The organism is Streptomyces sp. NPDC036984, assembly GCF_055607665.1.
Genome location: NZ_JBVJRL010000003.1, coordinates 214,078 through 236,959, shown reverse-complemented (window position 1 = coordinate 236,959; position 22,882 = coordinate 214,078). Strand labels below are relative to the sequence as shown.

The window sequence follows — 22,882 nt, the reverse complement described above, 5'->3', positions numbered from 1 at the left end:
CAACCGCACGCGATCACCCGAGCGGCCTCGCGCCGCGCGACTCCCCGTACGTGCCCACGGAGCCTACTCACCAATACTTGCGCAACCTCTGCAATGTTCGGGGCCGGCGACTCCAGTTCCCGCAGCACTTCGAGCACGGTCGGTGCACGGCGCCCAGGATCGGATGGTGCGGCGGCAGCCCGGTTGCCACCCGGCACTGCCGAGGCATCGGTAGCCGGCGCCTGCACCTCCGGACCGGGTGGCGCGGCGCTCTCAGCCGCCGATCCCGCGCAGTCGGTGCACCGGCGCGGAGGCGTGCTGCGACCGTGCGGTGAGTTGCCCGACCATCACCCGGACCAGTGTCACGACGTCGGGGTCGTCGATGTAGTAGACCTGCCGCCTGCCTTCACGCCGGGAGCGCACGAGCCCGCCGAGCTTCAGCTTGGTCAGGTGCTGGCTCACCGCCGGCAGCGCACCGCCCACCCGGCCGGCAAGGTGCGTCACGTCGCTCTCACCCTGCGAGAGGGCCCACATCAGGTGCAGTCGGGCCGATGAGGCGAGCAGACCGAAGGCGGCGGCTGCCGCCGTAAGCACCTCGGAGGGCGGATCCTGGAAGCCACCGGCGCTCTCCGTCACAACCTTCTCCCGTCCCGGCCCTGCTCACAGTCGACGCACATGCGCCCACCCATGGTAAGGGCGGGTCTCCCGCAGTCCTGCGCGGGCGGGACGGCCCGGCGGCCTGGTGGCCGGCCGAAGTGGAAGTCGTCGGTCGGCTTGTTGAGGTTGTCCTCACCATGCTCGCGTCGCGGAACGCGCCGCTCTAGAGGCCGCTCTTCTTTGCCACCAGCCGGGTCTGCATCTGCGACACCGAGTCCTTGATGCGATCCCCCAGGACCATGTCGACTCCCCTTGCTCCAGGGCTGCCGTGATGATCACGAGTGACGGCGCGACTCCGCTGTTCCGCTATGCGCGCCTCTTCAAGGCGGCCCAGCAGAAAGGGGATCACCCCTCGTTCCAGCAAGGCGAGTTCCCACGCTTGGCGCGCCTGCACCACCTCGGCCTCCGCGCGGCACACCGCACCTCCGCCGGCAGCCGAGTGGCCAGGAGTCGCCGCCACCAGCTGCCAGATCACGTCACCGATCACGGCACCGACAGCCACCACGCCCAGCACCAGCCCTGCCGTGACCAGGCCATCGCCGAGATGGGGCCAACCACCGTAGGAGCAAAGCCCATAGCCGGACAGTAGGAGGACCAACCCTGCCGCAGCCGACACACGCACCGCGGGCACAATCGGCGGTCCGTCGGCGTCAGACGACACCGGCCCGCCGCCGCGCGCGGTCGGCCGGCTGCCGTGACGGCCGGAAGCAGCGGCCATGGCTTCGAGATACTCGCGGTACTCGATGTGCGCGAAAGCCACGATGGCCCGCATCCGCTGAAGCGCCCTGGCACGCAGCTCCTCGCGCGCGATCAGACGCTCGCAACGCCCGATCGCCTCCACGACCTGCCCGAGGCCCATGGCCTGGTCCAGCACCCGCTCGAACACCACACCGAGCTCCGGCTCCAACTCCGGCCGCATCGGACCTACTTCCGCCATACGTCCCCCGATGCCTGAAGGCCTCACCGTCTGCACGCCCACCACTCGTCATCCCGGGCAGGGAGTCGGCTCATAGTTACCAGATTGCGCAACCATCAAAACGATAGACCGGGAGTGGAGTGCCGGCGGCTCCTCCGGGCACCCGAGTGGCACGAACTAGTGAAGGGGTGACAGACCGCATGGAGATCTCGGGCATCATCAGCGCGATCGTCATCGGCATCGTGATCGGTGTCCTCGGCCGACTCGTCGTCCCCGGCCGCCAGCACATCGGCATCCTGTGGACGATCGTCATCGGCATCGTCGCCGCCTTCATCGGCACGGCCGTCGCAGCGGGCATCGGCGTGGCCGACACCAACGGCGTCGACTGGGTCGAATGGCTCCTCCAGATCGCGCTGGCCGCTCTCGGAGTGGCGGCGCTCAGCAAGGTGAAGCTGGGGCACTGAAGGGCTGCTTCGAGAAGGTGAAGTGGCGGCACCGTGGAGCTGCTTCGAGCGCGGAACTCTGCTGCTCGCGAAGCACTGCCGCTCGCGAAGCACTGCCGCTCGCGGAGCTCTGCCGCCCCTTCATCGCTGACCGGACCGGTCCGCCGCGCCGCAGGTGACACAGGCGCGGCGGACCGGCTTCTTGTCCGAGCCACCCGGCCCCGGCCGGACAGTACGGATGATCCACGATCACTGCTGCCCACCCTCAAAGTTAGGCGCGAGCCGACACCCCCACGGGAATGACCCTGGAGACGGCGTGGCGTTCAGCCAAGGCAGCAGGAGTAGAACGACGGCGGAGCCGCGCGCGACTCCCGTGGCCTGGGAAGGGTCTGACGCCTCGCAGTCGGCTCCGTCGAGCGGCCCCGTTCGGCCCTAGTTCACGCTGCATGAGGGCCACGCGGCGCTCCGCCTCCTGTGCTACGTCGAAGAAACGCACGAGTTGGACGGGACCCGGCGCCATGTCGTCCGCGACGGGCAAGGCCACTAGGGCGAGCGGCCCCCGCGCCATCGGGAGTTCGCTCCAGACCACAGAGCTCCCGCGCCGGACTGTCGTTCTGCCTGTGGGGGATCCTTTCGCTGGGAATCATCCCTACCGTGTGGATCTTCCCTCACCTTGCGGCGCCAGTGAGCACAGCTGCTGCCGTAATGGCAGCCTCGATCCCCATACTGAGGAGCCGACTTGGCTCGCAGCAAGAGCAACCGACTGTGGAACCGAGCCCAAACCACAGTGATTCGACAGGCAGGAATCCCTCGCCCTGAGGTGATGCAGCTCGGGTGAGCACCCCTCCGCGCTATCCCTGGCCAGCGGTCTGGACTGCCAAGCGGACCAGACCGCTGACCTGCGCCGAGGGCGATACTTCATCGCTGTCCGGCAAAGCCTGGGCCTCAACGGCACGCCCTTAGGCTCTCTTGCAAGAAATCGTTGAGCACGGCGACCGGTGAAGTGGGAAGCAAGACCAGCTGGGCATCTAATGAGTTGGTGCGTGATAGCGGGTGGGCATGCTCTCGCGGTGAGGGGCATGGTCGATCGGGCGGTGTTGGCGCATCCGTTGTTCACGGGCATCTCGATGGCACATCTGGCGTCATTGGTTGAGGAGTTGGCCCGGCCGTGGGCAGCTGCGGCGGAGGGCCGGCGGGGGCGAGTGCGTGGTGGGGCGCGGAGACGAGCTCCGGGTGCGGGTGCTCAGACTCGTCGTCGCCGTCGGCCGACCGGTCACGGGCAACCGCAAAGATTGCAAGGCGTGGGAACTTTCCGGTGCGAAGGCCGCCGTCGGCCGGGCCACGGTCATCGCGGACGGCGGCTATCGGGGCACCGGCCTGCTCATTCCGCACCGCCGTGAACGCGGCCGGACCGAAGCGCCCCACCTCCCCGGCTCGGAGAATGTTCAGTCGATACAGAACTCGTTGCCCTCGATGTCGAGCATCGGGATGCACGACTCGTTTTCCTCATCGGCGTACAGCGTTCGCACGTGGGTCGCGCCGAGCGCGACCAGTCGTGCGCACTCGGCTTCGAGCGCGGCGAGGCGCTCGGCCCCCACGAGCCCGGTGCCGACCCGGACGTCGAGATGCACCCGATTCTTAACGATTTTTCCTTCGGGGACGCGCTGGAAGTACAGGCGCGGGCCCACGCCTGAGGGATCACTGCAGGCGAACCATGATCCCTGCTTCTCAGGAGGCAGAGTGCGGTTGAAATCATCCCAGGTGGTGAACCCCTCCGGTGGCGGCGGTATGACGTACCCCAACACTTCACACCAGAAGCGAGCGAGGCGCTCAGGTTCTGCGCAGTCAAAGGTGACTTGGAACTTCCTGATCGCTGACATCGGCGCACCGTACCGCGTACCAGGGGGACCCTGCCGCTCATTTCCCCAGGCAGATCCGCCCGTCACCCGTCGCATCCTGGGACGCCTTGGACGCCAAGTGATCAAACCGGACAGTCCACGAGAACGACGCGACCGTGGCGGTGGAGCGCCCCAGTAGTCCCCAGGATCCAGTCCTGACCAACCACCTTCAGGCCGAGATCAGTTGTGCGACAGCCCTTAGCGAAGGCAGACATGACTGAAAGCAACGCCCGACGCACGACATTCGGCTTCGCGCCTCCCGTGGACGACGCCGCAGCGTGGCGCATCGAACTGAACGACTTCGCCAACCGCCTGATGCAGGGCTTCCCGGGCACAGAAACCTGGCCGCTGGGCTCCCAGGCACCACACCCCCAGGAGGGCCTCGGGTTCGACATGCCACTGGGCGGAGGCGCCCGCATGGAGGGTCTCGTGAATACGCCGTACCCGAAGGTCGGCGGCGTCATGGCCCTGGACGCCACCGCCGACGAGGCAGCCGTCCTGGCACGCTGGCTCAGGGACCGGTACGCGCCCACACCGAACCTCGTGCACTTCACCAGCGAAAGGGCTCTGGAACTGGGCGTCACCGAATACGGGCGAATCCCGGCGACCGGCGATCTGCACGAGATCTCCCGCGTCCTACAAGAGCACCTCGACGCGGTGGACGCTTGAGGCACCGGCATCGGACCGGATGGCCCTCAACGGGATCGTGCGAAGGCGCCGGCAAACCGCACAGGACGTACGACCGGGAGCCACGTTCGACTGGTTGTCGCCCTTCGGGGGCCGGCCGAGGATCTGTTCGCTGTGCGGCGCCCAACGAGCGTCGAGAACGGTTTGCGCAGGATGTGCGAAGACGGGAGGAACCGCACCCGTCCTTCCCCGACACTCGCTGAAACCGCATGTCGGAGCGCTCGTCCGGCAAGCGGCGCACTCCACGTCGCGCCGGCACGGAAACACGTCGACGCATTGCACCCGGACCCTGCGAAATCAGATGAAACCGCAGGTCAGACCCTCTTCTGCGCAGGCTCCAGAATCGCCACGCACTCCACGTTGATGCGTCATCGGAAAGATGTCGGCCTGAGCAGATGCTGTGAAATACCAGGTCAGAGCGCTATGTCGGCTCTCTGCCTCCCTCTCCACGTGCGCAGAGCGTCAAACGAGCGTCATGACGACCGGCTCGTCACCTCCCCGGGGACCGGACGGCTGCCACGACGCGGCCACCGCGCCCGTGATCAGCCTGCTTCAGTCAAGGCCGCGTGCGCGGCGGCGAGGATCTCCCCGGAGAGCGGGGAGCCCTTGGTGGCCCGGGACAGGACCAGCGCACCGAACAGGGTGCACAGGCGGACGATGCCGTCCTGGTCGTCACTGGCCAGGAAACCGGCGTAGTCGGCCACCCCCTCGGCGTAGACGCGACGGGCCTCGCGCCCCCCGCCCTCGCGCGCGATGTCGGTGGCGAGCGCGGCGACCGGGCAGCCGCCCGCCGGGTCGTCGCGGTGCTCGACGGAGAGGTAGGCGTCGATCAGCGCCTGCTGGGCGGCGGCGCGCTGCCCGTCGTGCCGCTCGAGCCCGGCGCTGTAGCGCTGGGCGAGCTCGGCGAACGCGTGCGCGGTGGCCTCGTCGACGAGTGCCTCCTTGGAGGCGAACTGCTTGTAGAAGGCGCCGTGGGTCAGACCGGCCGCCTTCATCAGGTCGGCGACGCTGACCTGCATGCCCTGCTCCCGGAACAGCCGGGATGCAGTGTCCACCACCCGCCTGCGATTTTCCTCCGCCTGCGCCTGCGATACACGGCCCATGGTCACCTCCCATTTAGATGTCGACTGGCATCTATCATAGACCCATGTTTAGATTGCTTTCATAATCTAAACAGTTGCGGGTGGCCGCCGTCGCCCGCCACGGCCAGGAGTGAACGTGGAACTGAGGAACGCGGTCGCAGTCGTCACCGGCGCCAACCGGGGCTTCGGGCGGCACCTGGCCGCCCAGCTCGTCCAGCGCGGCGCGAGGGTGTACGGCTCGGCCCGAGGCCCCGAGACGGTCGACGTGCCGGGCGTCATCCCGCTGCGGCTGGACGTCACCGACGAGGCGTCGATACGAGAGGCCGCGCGCGTGGCGTCCGACGCGACACTGCTGATCAACAACGCGGGCATCTCCACCGGCGCGACGCTCATCGCAGGCGACGTGGCTGAGGTGCGCCGGGAGATGGAGACCAACTTCTTCGGCCCGCTCGCCGCGACCCGCGCCTTCGCCCCCGTCATCGAGGGCAACGGCGGCGGCGCCGTGCTCAACGTCCTGTCCGCCCTGTCCTGGTTCCACCCGGCAGGACTCGGCTCCTACGCCGCGTCCAAGGCCGCCGCTTGGGCGCTGAGCGACGCGACCCGTGAGGAGTTGGCACCGCGCGGGATCACCGTCTCGGCGCTGCACGTCGGCTACATGGACACCGACATGGCCGCCGGCGTGCCCGCCGATCAGAAGGTCGCCGCCGCCGACGTCGCAGCCCAGGCCCTGTACGGCATCGAGACCGGCCTGCCCGAGATCCTCGCCGACGAGACCAGCCGGTACGTCAAGCAGAGCCTGTCCGCGGCACCCCAGCCGAACGCGGACTGACGCTCACCCCTCCACCCCGGCGCGACCACCCTCACACCCCTCATGCAAGGACATCTCATGCGCTACACGGCCTTCGGCCACCGGACCGGGCTGCGCGTCTCCGAGTACGCGCTCGGCACCGCGAATTTCGGCACCGGCTGGGGCGCAGGCGCCGAGCCCGACGAGGCCCGGCGGATCTTCGACCGGTTCGGCGAGGCCGGCGGGACTCGGGCTCGGCGCAGCCCTGTGGTCCCCGCTCGGCGGCGGACTGCTCACCGGCAAGTACCGCCGCTCCGCCGAGGGGCGCCTGAGCGACCTGGGCATGGTCATCCACACCGAGAGCACCGGCCAGAAGACCGCCGTCGTCGACACCGTCCTGGCGATCGCCGAGGAGACCGGCGTGACGCCCGCCCAGGTGGCGGTGGCCTGGGTGCGCGAGCGCGCCGCCCGCTCCGTCGTCACGCTCGTCCCGATCATCGGCCCGCGCGGTCTCTCCCACTCGACAGCCACCTCGGCGCCCTCGACGTCCAGCTGACCGATGAGCAGTACAACCGCCTGGCCGAGGTCAGCGCGGTGCCGCTCGGCGAGCCCCACGAAGGGATCGCCGCCACCTTGGACCGCCTCCAGGGAGGCGCCGCCGACCGCGTCACCGCCCCGGTCGTGCCGGTGGCCTGATGGGTGAACGCGGCTGAGGACGAGGTGCGCCCGCGCCGCAGCCAAGAGCGCAACACAGCTATCTCGTTCTGGGGGAAGCCCGGGGCGAGCGGAGACCCCGACCTTTCACGGACGGGAAACGGAACGGAGACGACGATGAAGGCTTTCATGGTCGAGAAGTACGGCGACCAGGCCGGGATGCGCGCCGCCGAGACACCCGACCCCCAGGTAGGTGCCGACGACGTCCTGGTCAAGATCCACGCGGCGGGCGTGAACCCGCTGGACCTCAGGATCCGCAACGGGGACTTCAAGGCGTTCATGCCATACCGCCTCCCGCTCATTCTGGGCAACGACCTCGCCGGGACGGTCGTCCGGGTCGGCCCGTCCGTCACCCGCTTCGCGGTGGGCGACGAGGTCTACGCCCGGCCCGACAAGGACCGCATCGGTACCTTCGCCGAACTCATCGCCGTCCACCAGGACGACCTGGCGCCCAAACCGGCCACCCTCACCATGGCCGAGGCCGCCTCCCTCCCCCTGGTCGTCCTCACCGCATGGCAGGCACTGGTCGAGCGGGCCCGCGTGCAGCCGGGCCAGAAGGTCCTCGTCCACGCGGGCGCCGGCGGCCTCGGCTCCATCGCCGTCCAGCTGGCCAAGGCGCTGGGCGCGCACGTGGCCACCACCGTGAGCACCGCCAAGGTCGACCTGGCCAGGAACCTCGGCGCGGACGTCGTCATCGACTACCGCACCCAGGACTTCGAAGAGGTCCTCGACGGCTACGACGTCGTCCTCGACAGCCTCGGCGGCGAGAACCTCGCCAAGTCGCTGCGCGTTCTCAAGCCCGGCGGCACAGTCATCAGCGTCGCGGGCCCGCCCGACCCGGCCTTCGCCCGCGAACTGGGTGCGAACCCGATCCTCCGCCTGGCCATGACCGCCCTCAGCTTCAGAACCCGGCGCAACGCCAGGCGCCATGGTGTGACGTACTCGTTCCTGTTCATGAAGGCCAGCGGCGACCAACTGCGCGAACTCACCCCCCTCATCGACGCCGGGAAGATCCGCCCCGTCGTCGACCGCGTCTTCCCGTTCGAAGAAACCCTCCAAGCCATGGAATACGTCGAGAGGGGACGGGCAAAGGCCGGCAAAGTCGTCGTCGCGATGACGTAAGGGTGAAAACGAGTCCCAGGCGCCAGTCACCTCCGACAGCAACAAGACCCTGCACACCCCACTCCCCCGCCACACCACCTCAGGACCCGGCCATGAGCACACCGTCCAGTTCACCCGCCCCGATGTCGTACAAGAACACGCCGAACCGCTCCGTGTCCGTGCGTGGCGTGACCTTCGCCTACCGGCGGCTCGGCCCGGACGACGGCGTACCCCTGATCCTCCTCAACCACCTGTCCGCAGTCCTGGACAACTGGGATTCCCGCGTCGTCGACGGACTCGCCGCCCGGCGCCCCGTGATCATCTTCGACAACCGCGGCGTCGGCGCGTCCGGCGGCTCCACACCCGACACGATCGAGGCGATGGCTCGCGACACCGTGCTATTCATCCGGGCCCTCGGGTACGACAGGGTCGACCTGCTGGGCCTGTCGATGGGCGGCTTCATCGCCCAGGTCATCGCGGCAGAAGAACCCGATCTTGTACGCAAGCTCATCCTCGCGGGCACGGGGCCCGCCGGAGGCTTCGGCATCGACAAGGTCACAAGCCTCACCATCAAGGACATCGTCAAGGCCGTCCTGACCCGCAAGGACCCCAAGCAGTACCTCTTCTTCACCGACACCGCGGGTGGCCGCCAGGCGGCCCACGCCTTCCTGGACCGGCTGAAGGAACGCACGGACGACCGCGACAAAGCCATCTCGCTCTCATCGTTCCGCGCCCAGCTGAAGGCCATCCACCGCTGGGGCCGCCAGGCGCCGGCCGATCTGTCGCGCATCCACCAACCGGTCCTGGTGGCCAACGGCGAGAGCGATCGCATGGTCCCGAGCGTCAACACAGTCGACCTGGCGGCCCGGCTGCCCCAGGGCGAACTCGAACCCCTCTACCCCGACGCCGGACACGGAGGGATCTTCCAGCACCACGACAGATTTGTCCCGCGGGCGCTCGAATTCCTGCAACGGTAGCCAGCCGCCGGACAGGTCCATGGCCCCTGCCCCGCACTCAGCGAGACCGGCACCAGGAAATCCGTCCTCGCACATCGCCGCCACTCCGAGAGCCCCGCCGACTGCGGCTCCGCCTGCTGACCACGGCCGGACAGCTCGTCACCACCGGTCGTCGGTGAATCCTCCGCCTGGCCGGGCACTGGCCCTGGACCGGTCACATCGCCACAGCCCTCGACCGGCTCACCCACGTGCCCGACCCAGGCTGACCAGCCAATTCCCCGTCCCCCGGACAGCACCTCACCACCCGGACCAGTGGAACCCGGCGCCACCCCGAGGCGACAATCGGATCTTCCGCATGCGCATCCTCAACCCACGGCACGAAAGCGGTCCACCGACTCCGCCGGCGGACCGTCATGGAACTTCGAGGCCGACGCGCTGCTCGATGGGTTAAGCCCGACAAGTCGATTGACCCGCGCTATCTGATCCAGAACGACCACCTCACGCTCCGTCAGAAACAGCGTCGAACGAGCGTCAAGACATTTCCCGAACCCGTCCCTGACGGCGTTGAGACAGAGCGTTCTCGACCACGCCCCCCTGCGAAGCCACAGGTGAGACACCTGACGGAAACCTGCAACATGCTCCACCCGGTGGGCCTACGGAAACATGTCGGCACAACCCGCCCGCAACCTGGGAAATCAATAGATCAGCAGGTCAGAGCCCCTTCGCCGCAGGCTCCAAAATCGCCACGCACTCCACGTGATGCGTCATAGGAAACAGATCGAACGCCCGCAACGTCCGCACCCGGTACCCGCCCTCCCGGAAGTACCCCAGGTCCCGGGCCAGCGCAGCGGGGTCGCAGGCGACGTAGGCGATGCGGCGGGCGCCCAGGGACGTGAGGTGGGTGACCGTGTTGCGGCCGGCGCCGGCGCGGGGCGGGTCCAGGACGATGAGGTCGACCTCCGTGATGCCCGTGCGCGGCAGGACCGACTCGACCTTGCCCTGCTCGATGCGGACCCGCGGGAAGTCGGCCAGGTTGTGCCGCGCGTCCTCCACCGCCCGCTTGCCGGACTCGATACCGAGGACCGCGCCCTTCTCCCCGAGGCGGTCGGCGAGCGCACCGGCGAAGAGGCCGACGCCGCAGTAGAGGTCGAGGGCCGTCTCGCCCTTGCGCGGCAGGAGGCCCTGCATGACCGCCGTGACGAGCGTGTCGGCCGCCTTCGGGTGGACCTGCCAGAAGCCGCCGCCTCCCACCCGGTGCGTACGGCCGTCGGCGCGTTCGCGGACGAAGGGGCGGCCGTGGACGCGGTGCACGCCGCCGGACTTCTCGTCGACCCGGAGGACCGAGACCGGCTTGTCCAGCTCGACCAGGGGAAGGCGCCCGCCGGGGCGCGGGGTGAGGATCACCTGGCGGTCCTGCGAACCGGTCGCCGCGATCGCCTCGACCGACTCCATGCCGGCCCAGTCGCGCTTCTCGATGCCCAGCTCGCTGACGCCCGCCGCCGCGATCATGCAGTGGTCGATGCGCTCGACCTCGTGCGAGCGGTGCCGGCGCAGACCGGCGTGGCCCTCGGCGTCGACGGCGTACTGCACGCGGGTGCGCCACTGCGGGACCTGGCCGGCGGGCAGCTTGTCGCCCTCGGCCGGGAGCACGGTGCCGTCCCAGCCCGCCTCCTCGGGGGTGAGGCCGGCGAGCCGCTGGAGCTGTTCGGCGATGACCTCGGCCTTCAGCCGGCGCTGGGCGCCCGGCTTGGCGTGCTGCCAGTCGCAGCCGCCGCAGCGGCCGGGGCCGGCGAAGGGGCAGGGCGCCTCGATGCGGTCCTTGGACGCATCCAGGATCCGCACCGCGTCCGCGCGCAGGAAGCGGGCACCCTCCTCGCCCTCGGTCACCCGGGCCACGACCCGCTCGCCCGGCAGCGTGTGCCGGACGAACAGCACCTGTCCCTCGGACGTACGGGCGATGCAGTGGCCACCGTGGGCGACGGGGCCGATCTCGACCTCGTACTCCTCCCCCACCAGCGACTTCTTCGGTTCTGCGGGCATGGTGGGGGTGACTCCAGATCGAGAGCGGGGGGCGGCCCCACGTGGGGGCCCGACAACAGCCCACCAGTCTACGGCCTCCCCGCCCCGCCTCATTCCTTGGCCGACGGCTCCTTGGGCCGCTCCACGGCCGGGCCGCGCCGGACCGCACCCGGTGCGTTCCACTCCTGCCGCTTGCGGGCGCGGGCCCGGGCGGCCTCGGAGGAGGCCAGCTGGTACGGCACGGAGGTGACCATCACGCCGGGCGTGAACAGCAAGCGGCCCTTCAGGCGCAGTGCGCTCTGGTTGTGCAGCAGGTGCTCGTACCAGTGGCCGACCACGTACTCGGGGATGATCACGGAGACCGCGTCGCGCGGGGACTCCTTGCGCAGGCTCTTGACGTACTCGATGATCGGCCGCGTGATCTCGCGGTACGGCGAGTCCAGGACCTTCAGGGGCACGTCGATCCCGCGCCGTTCCCACTCCTCGCGCAGCGCCTTGGTCTCGGCCGGGTCGACGTTGACCGTCAGCGCCTCCAGGGTGTCGGAGCGCATCAGCTTGGCGTAGGCCAGGGCGCGCAGCGTCGGACGGTGGATCTTGGAGATCAGGACGACCGAGTGGACGCGGGAGGGGCGGACCATGTCGTCGCTCGGGCCCTCGGGCGCGGCGATCTCGTCGGCGACCCGGTCGTAGTGCTTACGGATCGCGGTCATCGTCGCGTAGAAGATGACCATGCCGAGCAGGGCCACCCAGGCGCCGTGCGTGAACTTGGTGACCAGGACGACGACGAGCACCAGGCCGGTGAAGAAGGCGCCGAACGCGTTGATCGCGCGGGAGCGGACCATCAGGCGGCGCTTGGCCTGGTCCTTCTCGACCGCCAGGTGACGGTTCCAGTGCCGGACCATGCCGGTCTGGCTGAGCGTGAAGGACACGAACACGCCGACGATGTAGAGCTGGATCAGACGGGTGGAGTCCGCGCCGTAGATGAACACCAGCAGCGTCGCCGCGCCCGCCAGCAGCACGATGCCGTTGGAGAAGGCGAGGCGGTCGCCGCGGGTGTGCAGCTGGCGCGGGAGGTAGCGGTCCTGGGCGAGGATCGAGCCGAGCAACGGGAAGCCGTTGTACGCCGTGTTGGCGGCCAGGAACAGCACCAGGGCGGTGGCGGCGGCCAGCAGGATGAACAGGAAGCTGCCCTTGCCGAAGACCGCCTCGGCGACCTGGGAGATCACCGGGTTCTGGACATAGCCGGGGCCGACCGGGACGCCGCCTCGCAGCAGGTCGGTGGCCGGGTGCTCGGCCATGCGGACCTTCGTCACCATGGCGAGGGCGATGATGCCGCAGAACATGGTGACGGCGAGCAGGCCCATCATGGCGAGCGTGGTCGCCGCGTTCTTGGACTTGGGCTTGCGGAAGGCCGGGACGCCGTTGGAGATCGCCTCGACGCCGGTCAGGGCCGCACAGCCGGAGGAGAAGGCGCGCAGCAGCAGGAAGACGAGCGCGAAGCCCGCGAGGCCCTGGTGCTCGGCCTTGATGTGGTAGTCGGCCGTCGGCGCGGACATGGTGTCGCCGAGGACCAGGCCCCGGAACGCACCCCACGCGATCATGATGAAGACGCCGCCGACGAACACGTACGTCGGGATCGCGAAGAGCTTGCCGGACTCCTTCACGCCGCGCAGGTTCATCAGCGTCAGCAGCACGATGACGGCGGTCGCGCAGAGCACCTTGTGCTGCACCACGAAGGGGACCGCGGAGCCGAGGTTCTCGATGCCGGAGGCGATGGAGACGGCGACGGTGAGGACGTAGTCCACGAGCAGGGCGCTGGCGACGGTCAGGCCGGCCTTGGGCCCCAGGTTGGTGGTGGCGACCTCGTAGTCGCCGCCGCCGCTCGGGTACGCGTGGACGTTCTGCCGGTAGGAGGCGACCACCGTGAACATCAGCACGACGACCGCGACGGCGATCCAGGGGCTGAAGTGGTACGCCGACACGCCCGCGATGGACAGGACCAGCAGGACCTCTCCCGGCGCGTAGGCGACGGAGGACAGCGGGTCGGAGGCGAAGACGGGGAGTGCGATGCGCTTCGGCAGGAGCGTTTCGCCCAGCCGGTCACTGCGCAGTGCGCGCCCGATCAGGATCCGTTTGGGCACGTCGGTCAGTTTGGACACGACAGAGGATCGTAAGGCTTCGAACAGGCAACCGCCCACCCGGCACCCGGGTTGTGCCTCACGAGTGAAATCGGGGGCGCGCGGAACTGCGGAATCCGTGGCGCGCGCGCCCTCCGTGCCTAGATGGCAAACCCCGCCTGTCGTCGCGCTTCGGAGGTTTCATGCCCGCAACCGCGGAGCTGATCGGGGCGGCACTCGCCCTTTTCGGCCTCGGAATCCTGACTCTGTGCAGCGTGCGCAGCATCACTCGCCGGCGGCTTCGCCCAGCTCCCGCACGGGGGTGCCCCCCGCGCGGCGCCCGTGTATAGCTTTGGGCGTCGGTCTGAGACCCTGATGCTGAGCAGTAACTTTTGGACACCGGAAGGACGGTCGTGCACATCGTCATCATGGGCTGCGGAAGAGTGGGTTCCGCTCTTGCCCAGACCCTGGAGCAACAGGGACACACGGTCGCCGTGATCGACCAGGACCCCACCGCCTTCCGCCGGCTGGGCCCGGGATTCGGGGGCCGCCGGGTCACCGGAGTCGGCTTCGACCAGGACACCCTGCGCGAGGCGGGCATCGAGGAGGCCGGCGCCTTCGCCGCCGTCTCCAGCGGTGACAATTCCAACATCATCTCCGCACGCGTGGCCCGCGAGATGTTCGGCGTGGAGAACGTGGCCGCCCGCATCTACGACCCGCGCCGCGCCGAGGTCTACCAGCGCCTGGGCATCCCCACGGTGGCCACCGTCCGCTGGACCGCCGACCAGATGCTGCGCCGTCTGCTGCCGTCCGGCGCGGAACCGCTGTGGCGCGACCCCACCGGCGGGGTGCAGCTCGCCGAGGTGCACGCCTCCGCCAAGTGGGTCGGACACAAGATCAGCAAGCTCCAGGAGGAGACGGGCGTCCGGGTGGCGTTCCTGACCCGTCTGGGCGAGGCCATCCTGCCCACCTCGCAGACGGTGCTCCAGGAGGGCGACCTCGTGCACGTGATGATGCGGACGGACGACGTGGAGAAGGTCGAGGCGGCCTTCGCCGGTGGCCCGGAAGAGGAGGGCGGTCACTGATGAGGGTCGCCATTGCCGGAGCCGGCGCCGTCGGCCGCTCGATCGCGGGCGAGCTGCTGGAGAACGGCCACGAGGTCCTGCTGATCGACAAGGCGCCGACCGCCATCTCGGTCGAGCGCGTCCCGCAGGCGGAGTGGCTGCTCGCCGACGCCTGCGAGATCACCTCCCTGGACGAGGCGGCGCTCCAGCGCTGCAACGTCGTCATCGCCGCGACCGGCGACGACAAGGTCAACCTGGTCGTGTCGCTGCTCGCGAAGACCGAGTACGGCGTCCCGCGCGTCGTCGCCCGCGTCAACAACCCGAAGAACGAGTGGCTCTTCAACGAGGCCTGGGGCGTCGACGTCGCGGTCTCCACGCCGCGTCTGATGTCCGCCCTGGTCGAGGAGGCGGTGAGCGTCGGCGACCTGGTCCGGCTGCTCCGCTTCAGCCACGGCGACGCCAACCTCGTCGAGCTGACCCTGCCCGAGGAGTCGGCGCTGGCCGGCACCCAGGTCGGCGACGTCCACTGGCCGGAGGACACCTCCCTGGTCACGATCATCCGCGGCACCCGGGTGCTGACCCCCTCCAAGGAGGACTCCCTGGAGCCGGGTGACGAGCTGCTCTTCGTGGCCGCACAGGCCCGGGAGGAGCAGCTGGAGGAACTGCTGTCGGTCCGCCGCGAGGAAGCTTGACGCACGGCTGACGCACGGCTGACGCACGGAAAGACCCGCCCGCCTCGCGACTCGGTGAGTCGCGAGGCGGGCGGGATCGGTTCCGGGGGTCCGTGGCAGGGCCCGCAGGGGCGGTCAGCCCTCCCGACGGTGCCTGCCGCCAGCCTCGGCAGCGGCCGCGGCCTTCTGTTCCTCGGCCGCCTTCTCCGCCGCCTCCATCTCCGCGAACACGTCGATCGGCGCGGGCGCCTTGGCGAGGAAGACCCAGGTCAGCCATACCGCGAGCAGGAACGGCGGGATCTTCAGGGCGACCAGGACCCAGCCGAGCTGGGCGGTGTCGGCCCACCAGTACAGCGGGAAGAGGATCGCGCACTTGGCGAGCAGGATCAGACCCCAGGCCCAACTGGCCTTGGCGTACGCCTTCTTGCGGCCGGGGTTGCGGGTGCGCCAGGAGAGGTTCTCCTTGAAGATCGGGCCGAGGATGAGGCCGATCAGGGGTACGCCCGCCAGGGTCGTGATGATGTAGGCCAACGCCATGCCCAGCGTGTAGAGCATGCCGGGCAGGTAGAAGTCCTTGGCGTTGCCGGTGAACATCGCGAACACGACGCCGAAGGCCACGCCGAAGACACCGCTGAAGGCGTGCTTGACGGTGTCCTTGCGCACCAGCCGGACCGCGACCAGGACCAGGGAGACGGCCAGCGCGGCGATCGCCGACAGGTGCAGGTCCTTGTGGATCGTGAAGATCGTCACGAAGAGCAGGCCCGGCACGACCGTCTCGACCATGCCGCGGACACCGCCGAACGCCTCGAACAGCGCGGCCTCGGTCACCGCGCGGGCGTCGTGAGGCTGGGTCTGATCGGTGTCTTCGGTCGGCTTGTCGAGGGACGTCACCGGCTACTCCCGTCCGAGGGGTCGCAGTTCGTACTTGGGGTTGAACAGCACCCGGCGGCCCCGGCTCATCGAGATCCGGCCCGATGCGATCAGCTTGCGCCCCGGTTCTATGCCCACGATGGAGCGCCTGCCGAGCCACACCACGTCCAGCGCGGCCGAGCCGTCGAACAGCTCGGCCTCCAGGGCCGGGACTCCGGCGCGCGGGCGCAGGGTGACCGTGCGCAAGGTACCAGTTACCGTCACGATCTGGCGGTCCCGGCAGTCACCGATCTTCGTACAGCCCGCCGTCTCGGCGTCTTCGCGCAGCTCCTCGGACTCCAGGTCCTCCTGCGACGAGGAGAGCCGGTCGAGCATGCGCCGGAACCGGCCGGCCGGCTTTTCGGAACGAGGAACAGCAGTCATACCTGAAGCGTACCGGGGGCTGCTGGCACCGCCGAAGCACAGCTCACTTCTCGAACCGGCACCCCGTCCCCGGCTCCTGTGATGCCGCATCCCCCCGCGGGGGACAACCCCCGGGCCCCCGGCCGGTCCACCCCGCACTTCGCGAACCGGTCCACGCCTCACTTCTCGAAGCAGCACCCCATCCCCGGCTCCGTGATACCGCATCCCCCGGGGGACGACCCCCGGACCCCCGCCCGGTCCACGCCTCACTTCTCGAACCGGTAACCCATCCCCGGCTCCGTGATGAAGTGCTTCGGGTGCGACGGATCGGTCTCCAGCTTCCGCCGCAGCTGGGCCATGTACACCCGCAGGTAGTTGGTCTCCGTGCCGTACGACGGCCCCCACACCTCCTGGAGCAGCTGCTTCTGGCTGACCAGCCGGCCGGTGTTGCGGACCAGCACCTCCAGCAAGTGCCACTCGGTCGGGGTGAGCCGGACGTCCTTGCCTCCGCGGTGGACCTTCTTGGCGGCGAGGTCGACGGCGAAGCCCTCGGTCTCGACGGTCGTCAGGTCGTCCTCGCCGGGGCCGACCGGCTCGGCCCGGCGGACGGCGGCCCGCAGCCGGGCCAGCAGCTCGTCCATGCCGAACGGCTTGGTCACGTAGTCGTCGGCCCCCGCGTCCAGCGCCTCCACCTTCTCGTCCGAGGAGTGGCGGGCGGACAGGACCAGGATCGGCACCCGGGTCCAGCCGCGCAGGCCCCTGATCACCTCGACGCCGTCCATGTCGGGCAGGCCCAAGTCGAGGACGACGACGTCGGGGTGGCGGGAGGCGGCGAGTTCGAGGGCCGTCCTGCCGTCGGGGGCCGCGTCGACCTCGTACTTGCGCGCCTTGAGGTTGATCACGAGGGCGCGCACGATCTGCGGCTCGTCGTCGACCACGAGCACCCGGGTCGTCATAGCACCTGCCTTTCCGGTTCTGCCAAGTCCGGTCCCGTCTCAGGGGCCTCGGGACGCGAGGCGGCCGCGCGCAGGCTGAGCACCATGGTGAGCCCGCCGCCCGGCGTGTCCTCGGCGTCAAGCGTGCCGCCCATCGCTTCGGCGAAGCCCCGCGCGACCGCGAGGCCGAGCCCGACGCCGGCGCCGCGCGGAGCGTCACCGTACCGCTGGAAGGGCTCGAAGATCCGGTCCTTGGCCTCGTCCGGCACGCCCGGGCCGCGGTCCACGACACGCACCTCCACCCGCTGGGCGATGGCGCTCGCGGAGACCAGGACGCGCTGCCCGAGCGGGCTGTACTTGACGGCGTTCTCCACCAGGTTGGCCACCGACCGCTCCAGCAGCCCGGGGTCGACGGCGACGATCGGCAGCGTCTCGGGCACGTCCAGCTCGACGCTGTCCTCGGGTACGCCGCCGAGGGCCATCGGTACGACCTCGTCGACGTCGATCTCCCGGATCAGCGGCGTGACCGTACCGGTCTGGAGCCGGGACATGTCCAGGAGGTTGCCGACGAGGTGGTCGAGCCGGTCGGCGCCCTCCTCGATGCCCTCCAGCAGCTCCGCCCGGTCCTCCTCGGACCAGGCCACGTCGTCGGAGCGCAGGGACGACACGGCGGCCTTGATGCCGGCCAGCGGGGTGCGCAGGTCGTGGCTGACGGCGGCCAGCAGGGCGGTGCGGATGCGGTTGCCCTCGGCCAGCGCCCGGGCCTGGTCGGCCTCCGCCTGGAGGCGCGTGCGGTCGAGTACGACGGCGGCCTGGGCGGCGAACGCGGCGAGCACCCGGCGGTCCTCGGCGGGCAGCACCCGGCCGGTGAGCGCGAGCGCCATGTGGTCGCCGACCGGCATGTCGACGTCGGCGTCCTCGGGGCGCTCCAGCGGCGGCCCGAGACCGGCGCGGCCCGCGCAGGCCCAGGGCGCGACATCGCTCTCGCGCTCCAGCAGGGCGGCCGACTCCATGGCGAAGGTCTCGCGGACCCGCTCCAGCAGCTCCTCCAGGCTGGTCTCGCCGCGCAGCACGTTCCCGGCGAGGAAGGAGAGGATCTCGGACTCGGCGCGCAGCCGGGCGGCCTGGTGGGTGCGCCGGGCCGCGAGGTCCACCACCGACGCCACCGACATGCCGACGCCGAAGAAGATCGCGATGGCGACCATGTTCTTGGGGTCGGCGATCGTCAGGCGGTGCAGCGGCGGGGTGTAGAAGTAGTTCAGCAGCAGGGAGCCGAAGGCCGCCGAGGCCAGCGCGGGCAGCAGGCCGCCGAGCAGGGCCGCCGCGACGGTGACCGCCAGGAACAGCAGCATGTCGTTGGCGAGGCCGAGGTCGACGGTGTTCAGCAGCACCGCGAGGACGGCGGGGCCGGCCAGTCCCACGCCCCAGCCCCAGACGATCCGGGCCCGCCCGAGCCGGCCGCCGCGGGCCACCGGCAGTCCGCGGCCCTTGGCGACCTCCTCGTGGGTGACGATGTGCACGTCCAGGTCCGGGCCGGAGTCCCGGGCGACCGTGGCGCCGACGCCGGGCCCGAAGACGTACTGCCAAGCCTTGCGGCGCGAGGAGCCCAGCACGATCTGGGTGGCGTTGACGCCGCGCGCGAAGTCGAGCAGGGCGGCCGGGATGTCGTCGCCGACCACGTGGTGGAAGGTGCCGCCGAGGTCCTCGACCAGGGTGCGCTGGACGGCCAGCTCCTTCGGGGACGCCGCGGTCAGACCGTCGCTGCGGGAGATGTAGACGGCCATGACCTCGCCGCCGGCGCCCTTCTCGGCGAGCCGGACGGCCCGGCGGATGAGCGTGCGCCCCTCGGGGCCCCCGGTCAGGCCCACCACGATGCGCTCGCGCGAGCCCCATATCCGCGAGACCCGGTGCTCGCTGCGGTACTCGTTCAGGTACTCGTCGACGCGGTCGGCCACCCACAGCAGGGCGAGCTCGCGCAGGGCGGTGAGGTTGCCGGGGCGGAAGTAGTTGGACAGGGCCGCGTCGACCTTGGCCGGCTGGTAGATGTTGCCGTGCGCCATGCGGCGGCGCAGGGCCTGCGGGGACATGTCGACCAGCTCGATCTGGTCGGCCCGGCGGACGACCTCGTCCGGGACCGTCTCGCGCTGGCGTATCCCGGTGATCGACTCCACGACGTCGCCGAGTGACTCCAGGTGCTGGATGTTGACGGTGGAGACCACCTCGATGCCGGCGGCGAGCAGCTCCTCCACGTCCTGCCAGCGCTTGGCGTTGCGGGAACCGGGGACGTTGCTGTGGGCCAGCTCGTCCACGAGGGCGACGGCGGGCGCCCGGCGCAGTACGGCGTCCACGTCCATCTCGCCGCAGGTGGCGCCCCGGTACTCCAGCTCTCTGCGCGGCACCTGCTCGAGCCCGTGCAGCATCACCTCGGTACGCGGCCGGCCGTGGTGCTCGACGAACGCGACCACGCAGTCGGTGCCCCGCTCGATCCGGCGGTGCGCCTCGGCGAGCATGGCGTAGGTCTTGCCCACGCCCGGTGCCGCACCGAGGTAGATCCGAAGCTTGCCGCGTGCCATGGCCTCATTGTCTTCCCGTGCCTGTTGCCTACGCAGCGTCGACCTTACGGCCAACAATCGCGGCAAACCGGGCGGGAGTACGAGCAGCGGGCAACCTTGACGCAACCCTGATGAGCAGCGAGGCGCAGGGGCTCAGTGCTCGACGATCTCCCCGTCGCGCAGCTCCAGCACCCGGTCGGCCAGGTCGAGCAGGGTCGCGTCGTGCGTGGCGACCAGGGCGGTGACGTGCTCGCTGTGGACGACGGCGCGCAACAGCTCCATGACGGCGTGCCCGGTCTCGGCGTCGAGCTGGCCGGTGGGCTCGTCGGCGATGAGCAGGGCCGGGCGGTTGGCGAGGGCCCGGGCGATGGCGACCCGCTGCTGCTGGCCGCCGGACAGCTCACCGGGCCGCTGGGCCGCGTGCCCGGCGAGCCCCACGAGGGAGAGCAGCAGCTCGACCCGCTCCTCGCGCTCGCGCGGGTCGGCGCGGCGCAGCCGCAGCGGTACGCCGACGTTCTCGGCGGCGCTGAGGATGGGGATGAGCCCGAAGGACTGGAAGACGAAGCCGATCCGGTCCCGGCGCAGCCCCAGCAGCTCGTTCTCCCCGAGCCGGGCGAGATCCTGGCCCTCGACCTCGACACGGCCCTGGTCGGGGGTGTCCAGCCCGCCGACGATGTTCAGCAGCGTGGTCTTGCCGGACCCCGACCGTCCTTTGAGGGCGACGAGTTCACCACGCGGCACCTCGAAGGACACCCCGCGCAGCGCGTGCACGGCGGCCGCCCCCGCCCCGTACGACTTGTGGACGTCCTCAACCTTGACCATGGTCTCGGTGACCACGTTCCCGCCCATGCCGCCTCCCCCGGTCGACCGCCGCCAGTATCACCGTCGACAGCGGCGCCCCGAAAGAGGAAAGCTCGGGACAGCACCCCGAAAGGGGCACGGGGCTGCGTCCGACATGCGGCTGCCGCCGCGTGGGCGCGAGCAACCACGGCGAGCACCCACGACGAACCGGCAACCGGCAACGGCAGGCTCACCGACGGCGCGCCCCCACAGAAACGGGCCGCACCCCACAAGGCACGGCCCGCCCGTATCAACGGCTGGACCCGGCGGAGCGTCTAGCGGACCTCGGTGATCTCCGGGCCACGCTGGAGCTGTCCCATGCCGCCGGAGAAGCGCGAGCCCTCCTCCTGCTGCTGGACGCCCTCGGGAACCATCTGGGCGTCGTTGGGCAGCTTGAGGACGATCGGGTCGCGGGGCGCCATCGGGCCCTCGCCGCGGACCACGACGGTGTCCCGGAAGATCTGCTCCAGCAGTCCGGCGGCCTGCGGCTGCACCGCGCCCTGGCCGGAGATCACACCGCGCAGGAACCAGCGCGGGCCGTCCACGCCGACGAACCGTACGACCTGGAAGCCGCCGGTGCCGTCCGGCAGCTGCACCGGCACCTGGGCGCGCAGCTCCCAGCCGAGCGGGCCCTCGACCTCGTCGACGATGCCACCCTGCTGGGTGATGCCGGACGCGATCTCCTCGCGGACCTCGCCCCAGATGCCCTCGCGCTTGGGTGCGGCGAACGCCTGGAGCTGGATGGCGCTGTCGCGCAGCACGACGGTCGCGGCCACGATGGCGTCACCGGCGACCTCGACGCGCAGCTCCATGCCGTCGACGCCGGGCACGAACAGACCGCCCAGGTCCACCCGGCCCTCGGCCGCGTCCCGCACCTCGCTGCTGTCCCACGGCCCGTCGGGCCGGGGCCCCGGCTCCAGCCGGACGCGCTCGCGCTCGCCCTCTTCCTCGTCCGCCTCGGTGTCGACGCTGTCGACGACCTGCTCGGCCTCGCCGGCCGCGTCCTCGGCGGCACCCTTCTTCTTGCGACGTCCGAACACGTCACTGTCCTTCCCGGTCGGATACGACCGAAGCGTATCGATTCCCACCCGTCGGACCGCCCTCGGCGGCCTGACCGCTTGTGCCGCTCTCGCCGCCCACCGCGGCATGGCCACCGGTGGACCCGAAGCCCCCTTCGGCCCGCGCCGAGCCGGGAAGCTCCGCGACCTCCTGGAAGCGGACCCTCTCGACTTGCTGGACGACCAGTTGGGCAATCCGGTCGAAGCGCTCGAACCGCACGCTCTCGCGCGGGTCGAGGTTCACCACGATCACCTTGATCTCCCCACGGTACCCGGCATCAACCGTCCCCGGGGCATTCACGAGGGCGACACCGCAGCGGGCGGCGAGGCCGGAACGCGGATGCACGAAGGCCGCGTACCCCTCGGGCAGGGCGATCGACACCCCCGTGGGCAGGACGGCCCGTTCGCCGGGCGCCAGTTCGCACGCCTCGGTGGTGCGCAGATCGGCGCCGGCGTCCCCGGGGTGCTCGTACGCCGGAAGCGGTACGCCGGGGTCGATGCGCCGGATGAGTACGTTCAGGTGGCCGCGGCCGGCGGGGCCTGCTGGAATCACGGGTTCACCTCGAAGGCGCGGGCGCGCCGGATCTGGTCCGGGTCGCTCATGGCCGTCCGGATCTCTTCCTTGCGGCCGTGGTCGATGAAGTGGTCCACCTTGACCTCGATGAACAGGGCGTCGGCGCGGACGGCCACCGGCCCGTCGGGGCCGCCGATGCGGCCGGTGGCGGTGGAGTAGATCTTCCGCCCGGCGACGGCGGTGACCTCGGCCTCCAGGTACAGCGTGGTGCCGACGGGCACGGGCCGCACGAAGTCCGTCTCCAGCCGTCCGGTGACGGCGATGGTCCGCAGCAGCCAGTTCAGCGAGCCGAGGGTCTCGTCCAGGGCCGCGGCGAGCACTCCGCCGTGCGCGAGACCCGGGGCGCCCTGGTGGGCGGGCTGCACGGTGAACTCGGCGGTCAGCGAGACGCCGTCGCCGGCACGGGCCTCCAGGTGCAGTCCGTGCGGCTGACCCGGGCCGCACCCGAAGCAGTGTTCGTAATGGGCACCGAGGAGTTCCCCGGGCGCGGGCGCGTCGGGGTGCCGTACGGGTTTCACCGCGTCGGCGGGAGGCTGAAGAGCTGCGGAACTACCACTCAC

At 70.3% G+C, this 22,882-nt stretch carries 22 protein-coding genes and 3 pseudogenes; 11 read left to right on the top strand and 14 right to left on the bottom strand.

Translation table 11 applies throughout. The features are described 5' to 3' along the window. Positions 1 to 252: 252 nt before the first annotated feature. Entirely contained in the window at positions 253 to 615 is a 363-nt protein-coding gene (locus ACZ7DL_RS07835) for an ArsR/SmtB family transcription factor (RefSeq protein WP_470772287.1), read from the bottom strand. A 184-nt stretch (positions 616 to 799) separates the two neighbouring features. Further along, positions 800 to 1,555, bottom strand: coding sequence for a hypothetical protein (locus ACZ7DL_RS07830; protein WP_470772286.1), 756 nt, complete (start codon positions 1,553 to 1,555; stop codon positions 800 to 802). A gap of 197 nt (positions 1,556 to 1,752) precedes the next feature. Here ACZ7DL_RS07830 and ACZ7DL_RS07825 point away from each other — a divergent pair, with 197 nt between their 5' ends. From ACZ7DL_RS07825 to ACZ7DL_RS07815, 3 genes and pseudogenes are all read left to right on the top strand, one after another. After that, positions 1,753 to 2,016, top strand: a complete 264-nt coding sequence (locus ACZ7DL_RS07825; RefSeq protein WP_470772284.1) for a GlsB/YeaQ/YmgE family stress response membrane protein — start codon at positions 1,753 to 1,755, stop codon at positions 2,014 to 2,016. A 1,058-nt stretch (positions 2,017 to 3,074) separates the two neighbouring features. Continuing rightward, positions 3,075 to 3,242, top strand: a pseudogene (locus ACZ7DL_RS07820) (transposase family protein); the annotation flags it as partial. Next, positions 3,241 to 3,417, top strand: a pseudogene (locus tag ACZ7DL_RS07815) (IS5/IS1182 family transposase); the annotation flags it as partial. The pseudogenes ACZ7DL_RS07820 and ACZ7DL_RS07815, both read left to right, overlap by 2 nt. 23 nt (positions 3,418 to 3,440) lie before the next feature. On the opposite strand, the gene ACZ7DL_RS07810 reads toward ACZ7DL_RS07815, so the two are convergent. Further along, entirely contained in the window at positions 3,441 to 3,875 is a 435-nt protein-coding gene (locus ACZ7DL_RS07810) for a VOC family protein (RefSeq protein ID WP_470772282.1), read from the bottom strand. A 231-nt stretch (positions 3,876 to 4,106) separates the two neighbouring features. Here ACZ7DL_RS07810 and ACZ7DL_RS07805 point away from each other — a divergent pair, with 231 nt between their 5' ends. Next, positions 4,107 to 4,562, top strand: coding sequence for a hypothetical protein (locus ACZ7DL_RS07805; protein WP_470772280.1), 456 nt, complete (start codon positions 4,107 to 4,109; stop codon positions 4,560 to 4,562). A 560-nt stretch (positions 4,563 to 5,122) separates the two neighbouring features. Here the strand turns inward: ACZ7DL_RS07805 and ACZ7DL_RS07800 are convergent. Beyond that, complete coding sequence (locus ACZ7DL_RS07800; RefSeq protein ID WP_470772278.1) at positions 5,123 to 5,683, bottom strand: TetR/AcrR family transcriptional regulator; 561 nt, start codon at positions 5,681 to 5,683, stop codon at positions 5,123 to 5,125. Between the two features lie 115 nt (positions 5,684 to 5,798). Between ACZ7DL_RS07800 and ACZ7DL_RS07795 the strand changes: the two genes are divergently transcribed. The 5 genes and pseudogenes from ACZ7DL_RS07795 to ACZ7DL_RS07775 all read left to right on the top strand — a co-directional run. Further along, positions 5,799 to 6,491, top strand: a complete 693-nt coding sequence (locus ACZ7DL_RS07795; RefSeq protein ID WP_470772276.1) for an SDR family oxidoreductase — start codon at positions 5,799 to 5,801, stop codon at positions 6,489 to 6,491. 52 nt (positions 6,492 to 6,543) lie between these two features. Continuing rightward, positions 6,544 to 7,005 carry an aldo/keto reductase gene (locus ACZ7DL_RS07790; protein WP_470772781.1) on the top strand — a complete coding sequence of 154 codons (462 nt, stop codon included), beginning with the start codon at positions 6,544 to 6,546 and terminating at the stop codon, positions 7,003 to 7,005. Positions 7,006 to 7,280: 275 nt separating this feature from the next. Further along, entirely contained in the window at positions 7,281 to 8,285 is a 1,005-nt protein-coding gene (locus ACZ7DL_RS07785; RefSeq protein ID WP_470772274.1) for an NADP-dependent oxidoreductase, read from the top strand. A gap of 92 nt (positions 8,286 to 8,377) precedes the next feature. After that, entirely contained in the window at positions 8,378 to 9,241 is an 864-nt protein-coding gene (locus ACZ7DL_RS07780; protein WP_470772272.1) for an alpha/beta fold hydrolase, read from the top strand. An 83-nt stretch (positions 9,242 to 9,324) separates the two neighbouring features. Further along, positions 9,325 to 9,486 (top strand): annotated as a pseudogene (locus ACZ7DL_RS07775) (IS1380 family transposase); the annotation flags it as partial. A gap of 445 nt (positions 9,487 to 9,931) precedes the next feature. On the opposite strand, the gene ACZ7DL_RS07770 reads toward ACZ7DL_RS07775, so the two are convergent. Continuing rightward, a complete protein-coding gene (locus ACZ7DL_RS07770) occupies positions 9,932 to 11,260 on the bottom strand; it encodes a class I SAM-dependent RNA methyltransferase (protein ID WP_470772270.1) in 1,329 nt (442 codons plus the stop codon). Positions 11,261 to 11,349: 89 nt separating this feature from the next. Then, positions 11,350 to 13,398 carry an APC family permease gene (locus ACZ7DL_RS07765; RefSeq protein WP_470772268.1) on the bottom strand — a complete coding sequence of 683 codons (2,049 nt, stop codon included), beginning with the start codon at positions 13,396 to 13,398 and terminating at the stop codon, positions 11,350 to 11,352. 371 nt (positions 13,399 to 13,769) lie between these two features. Here ACZ7DL_RS07765 and ACZ7DL_RS07760 point away from each other — a divergent pair, with 371 nt between their 5' ends. Then, the gene (locus ACZ7DL_RS07760) at positions 13,770 to 14,441 is read left to right on the top strand and encodes a potassium channel family protein (RefSeq protein WP_189305041.1); all 672 of its coding nucleotides are present in this window, start codon (positions 13,770 to 13,772) and stop codon (positions 14,439 to 14,441) included. Beyond that, complete coding sequence (locus ACZ7DL_RS07755; protein ID WP_470772267.1) at positions 14,441 to 15,112, top strand: potassium channel family protein; 672 nt, start codon at positions 14,441 to 14,443, stop codon at positions 15,110 to 15,112. Before ACZ7DL_RS07760 ends, ACZ7DL_RS07755 begins: the two co-directional genes overlap by 1 nt. Before the next feature lie 114 nt (positions 15,113 to 15,226). Here the strand turns inward: ACZ7DL_RS07755 and ACZ7DL_RS07750 are convergent, their stop codons facing one another. From ACZ7DL_RS07750 to ACZ7DL_RS07715, 8 genes are all read right to left on the bottom strand, one after another. Beyond that, positions 15,227 to 15,982 (bottom strand): DUF3159 domain-containing protein, encoded by a 756-nt coding sequence (locus ACZ7DL_RS07750; protein ID WP_470772266.1) that lies wholly within the window; start codon positions 15,980 to 15,982, stop codon positions 15,227 to 15,229. A gap of 3 nt (positions 15,983 to 15,985) precedes the next feature. Further along, complete coding sequence (locus tag ACZ7DL_RS07745) at positions 15,986 to 16,384, bottom strand: OB-fold nucleic acid binding domain-containing protein (RefSeq protein ID WP_078894191.1); 399 nt, start codon at positions 16,382 to 16,384, stop codon at positions 15,986 to 15,988. 245 nt (positions 16,385 to 16,629) lie between these two features. Further along, positions 16,630 to 17,319, bottom strand: coding sequence for a response regulator (locus ACZ7DL_RS07740; protein WP_470772264.1), 690 nt, complete (start codon positions 17,317 to 17,319; stop codon positions 16,630 to 16,632). Further along, positions 17,316 to 19,871, bottom strand: a complete 2,556-nt coding sequence (locus tag ACZ7DL_RS07735; RefSeq protein ID WP_470772263.1) for a DUF4118 domain-containing protein — start codon at positions 19,869 to 19,871, stop codon at positions 17,316 to 17,318. Before ACZ7DL_RS07735 ends, ACZ7DL_RS07740 begins: the two co-directional genes overlap by 4 nt. Before the next feature lie 132 nt (positions 19,872 to 20,003). After that, the gene (locus tag ACZ7DL_RS07730) at positions 20,004 to 20,699 is read right to left on the bottom strand and encodes an ABC transporter ATP-binding protein (protein ID WP_470772262.1); all 696 of its coding nucleotides are present in this window, start codon (positions 20,697 to 20,699) and stop codon (positions 20,004 to 20,006) included. A gap of 266 nt (positions 20,700 to 20,965) precedes the next feature. After that, a complete protein-coding gene (locus tag ACZ7DL_RS07725; protein WP_470772261.1) occupies positions 20,966 to 21,730 on the bottom strand; it encodes a DUF3710 domain-containing protein in 765 nt (254 codons plus the stop codon). A gap of 1 nt (position 21,731) precedes the next feature. Then, complete coding sequence (gene dut / locus ACZ7DL_RS07720; RefSeq protein WP_470772259.1) at positions 21,732 to 22,301, bottom strand: dUTP diphosphatase; 570 nt, start codon at positions 22,299 to 22,301, stop codon at positions 21,732 to 21,734. Next, a complete protein-coding gene (locus ACZ7DL_RS07715) occupies positions 22,298 to 22,882 on the bottom strand; it encodes a PaaI family thioesterase (RefSeq protein WP_470772257.1) in 585 nt (194 codons plus the stop codon). Before ACZ7DL_RS07715 ends, dut begins: the two co-directional genes overlap by 4 nt.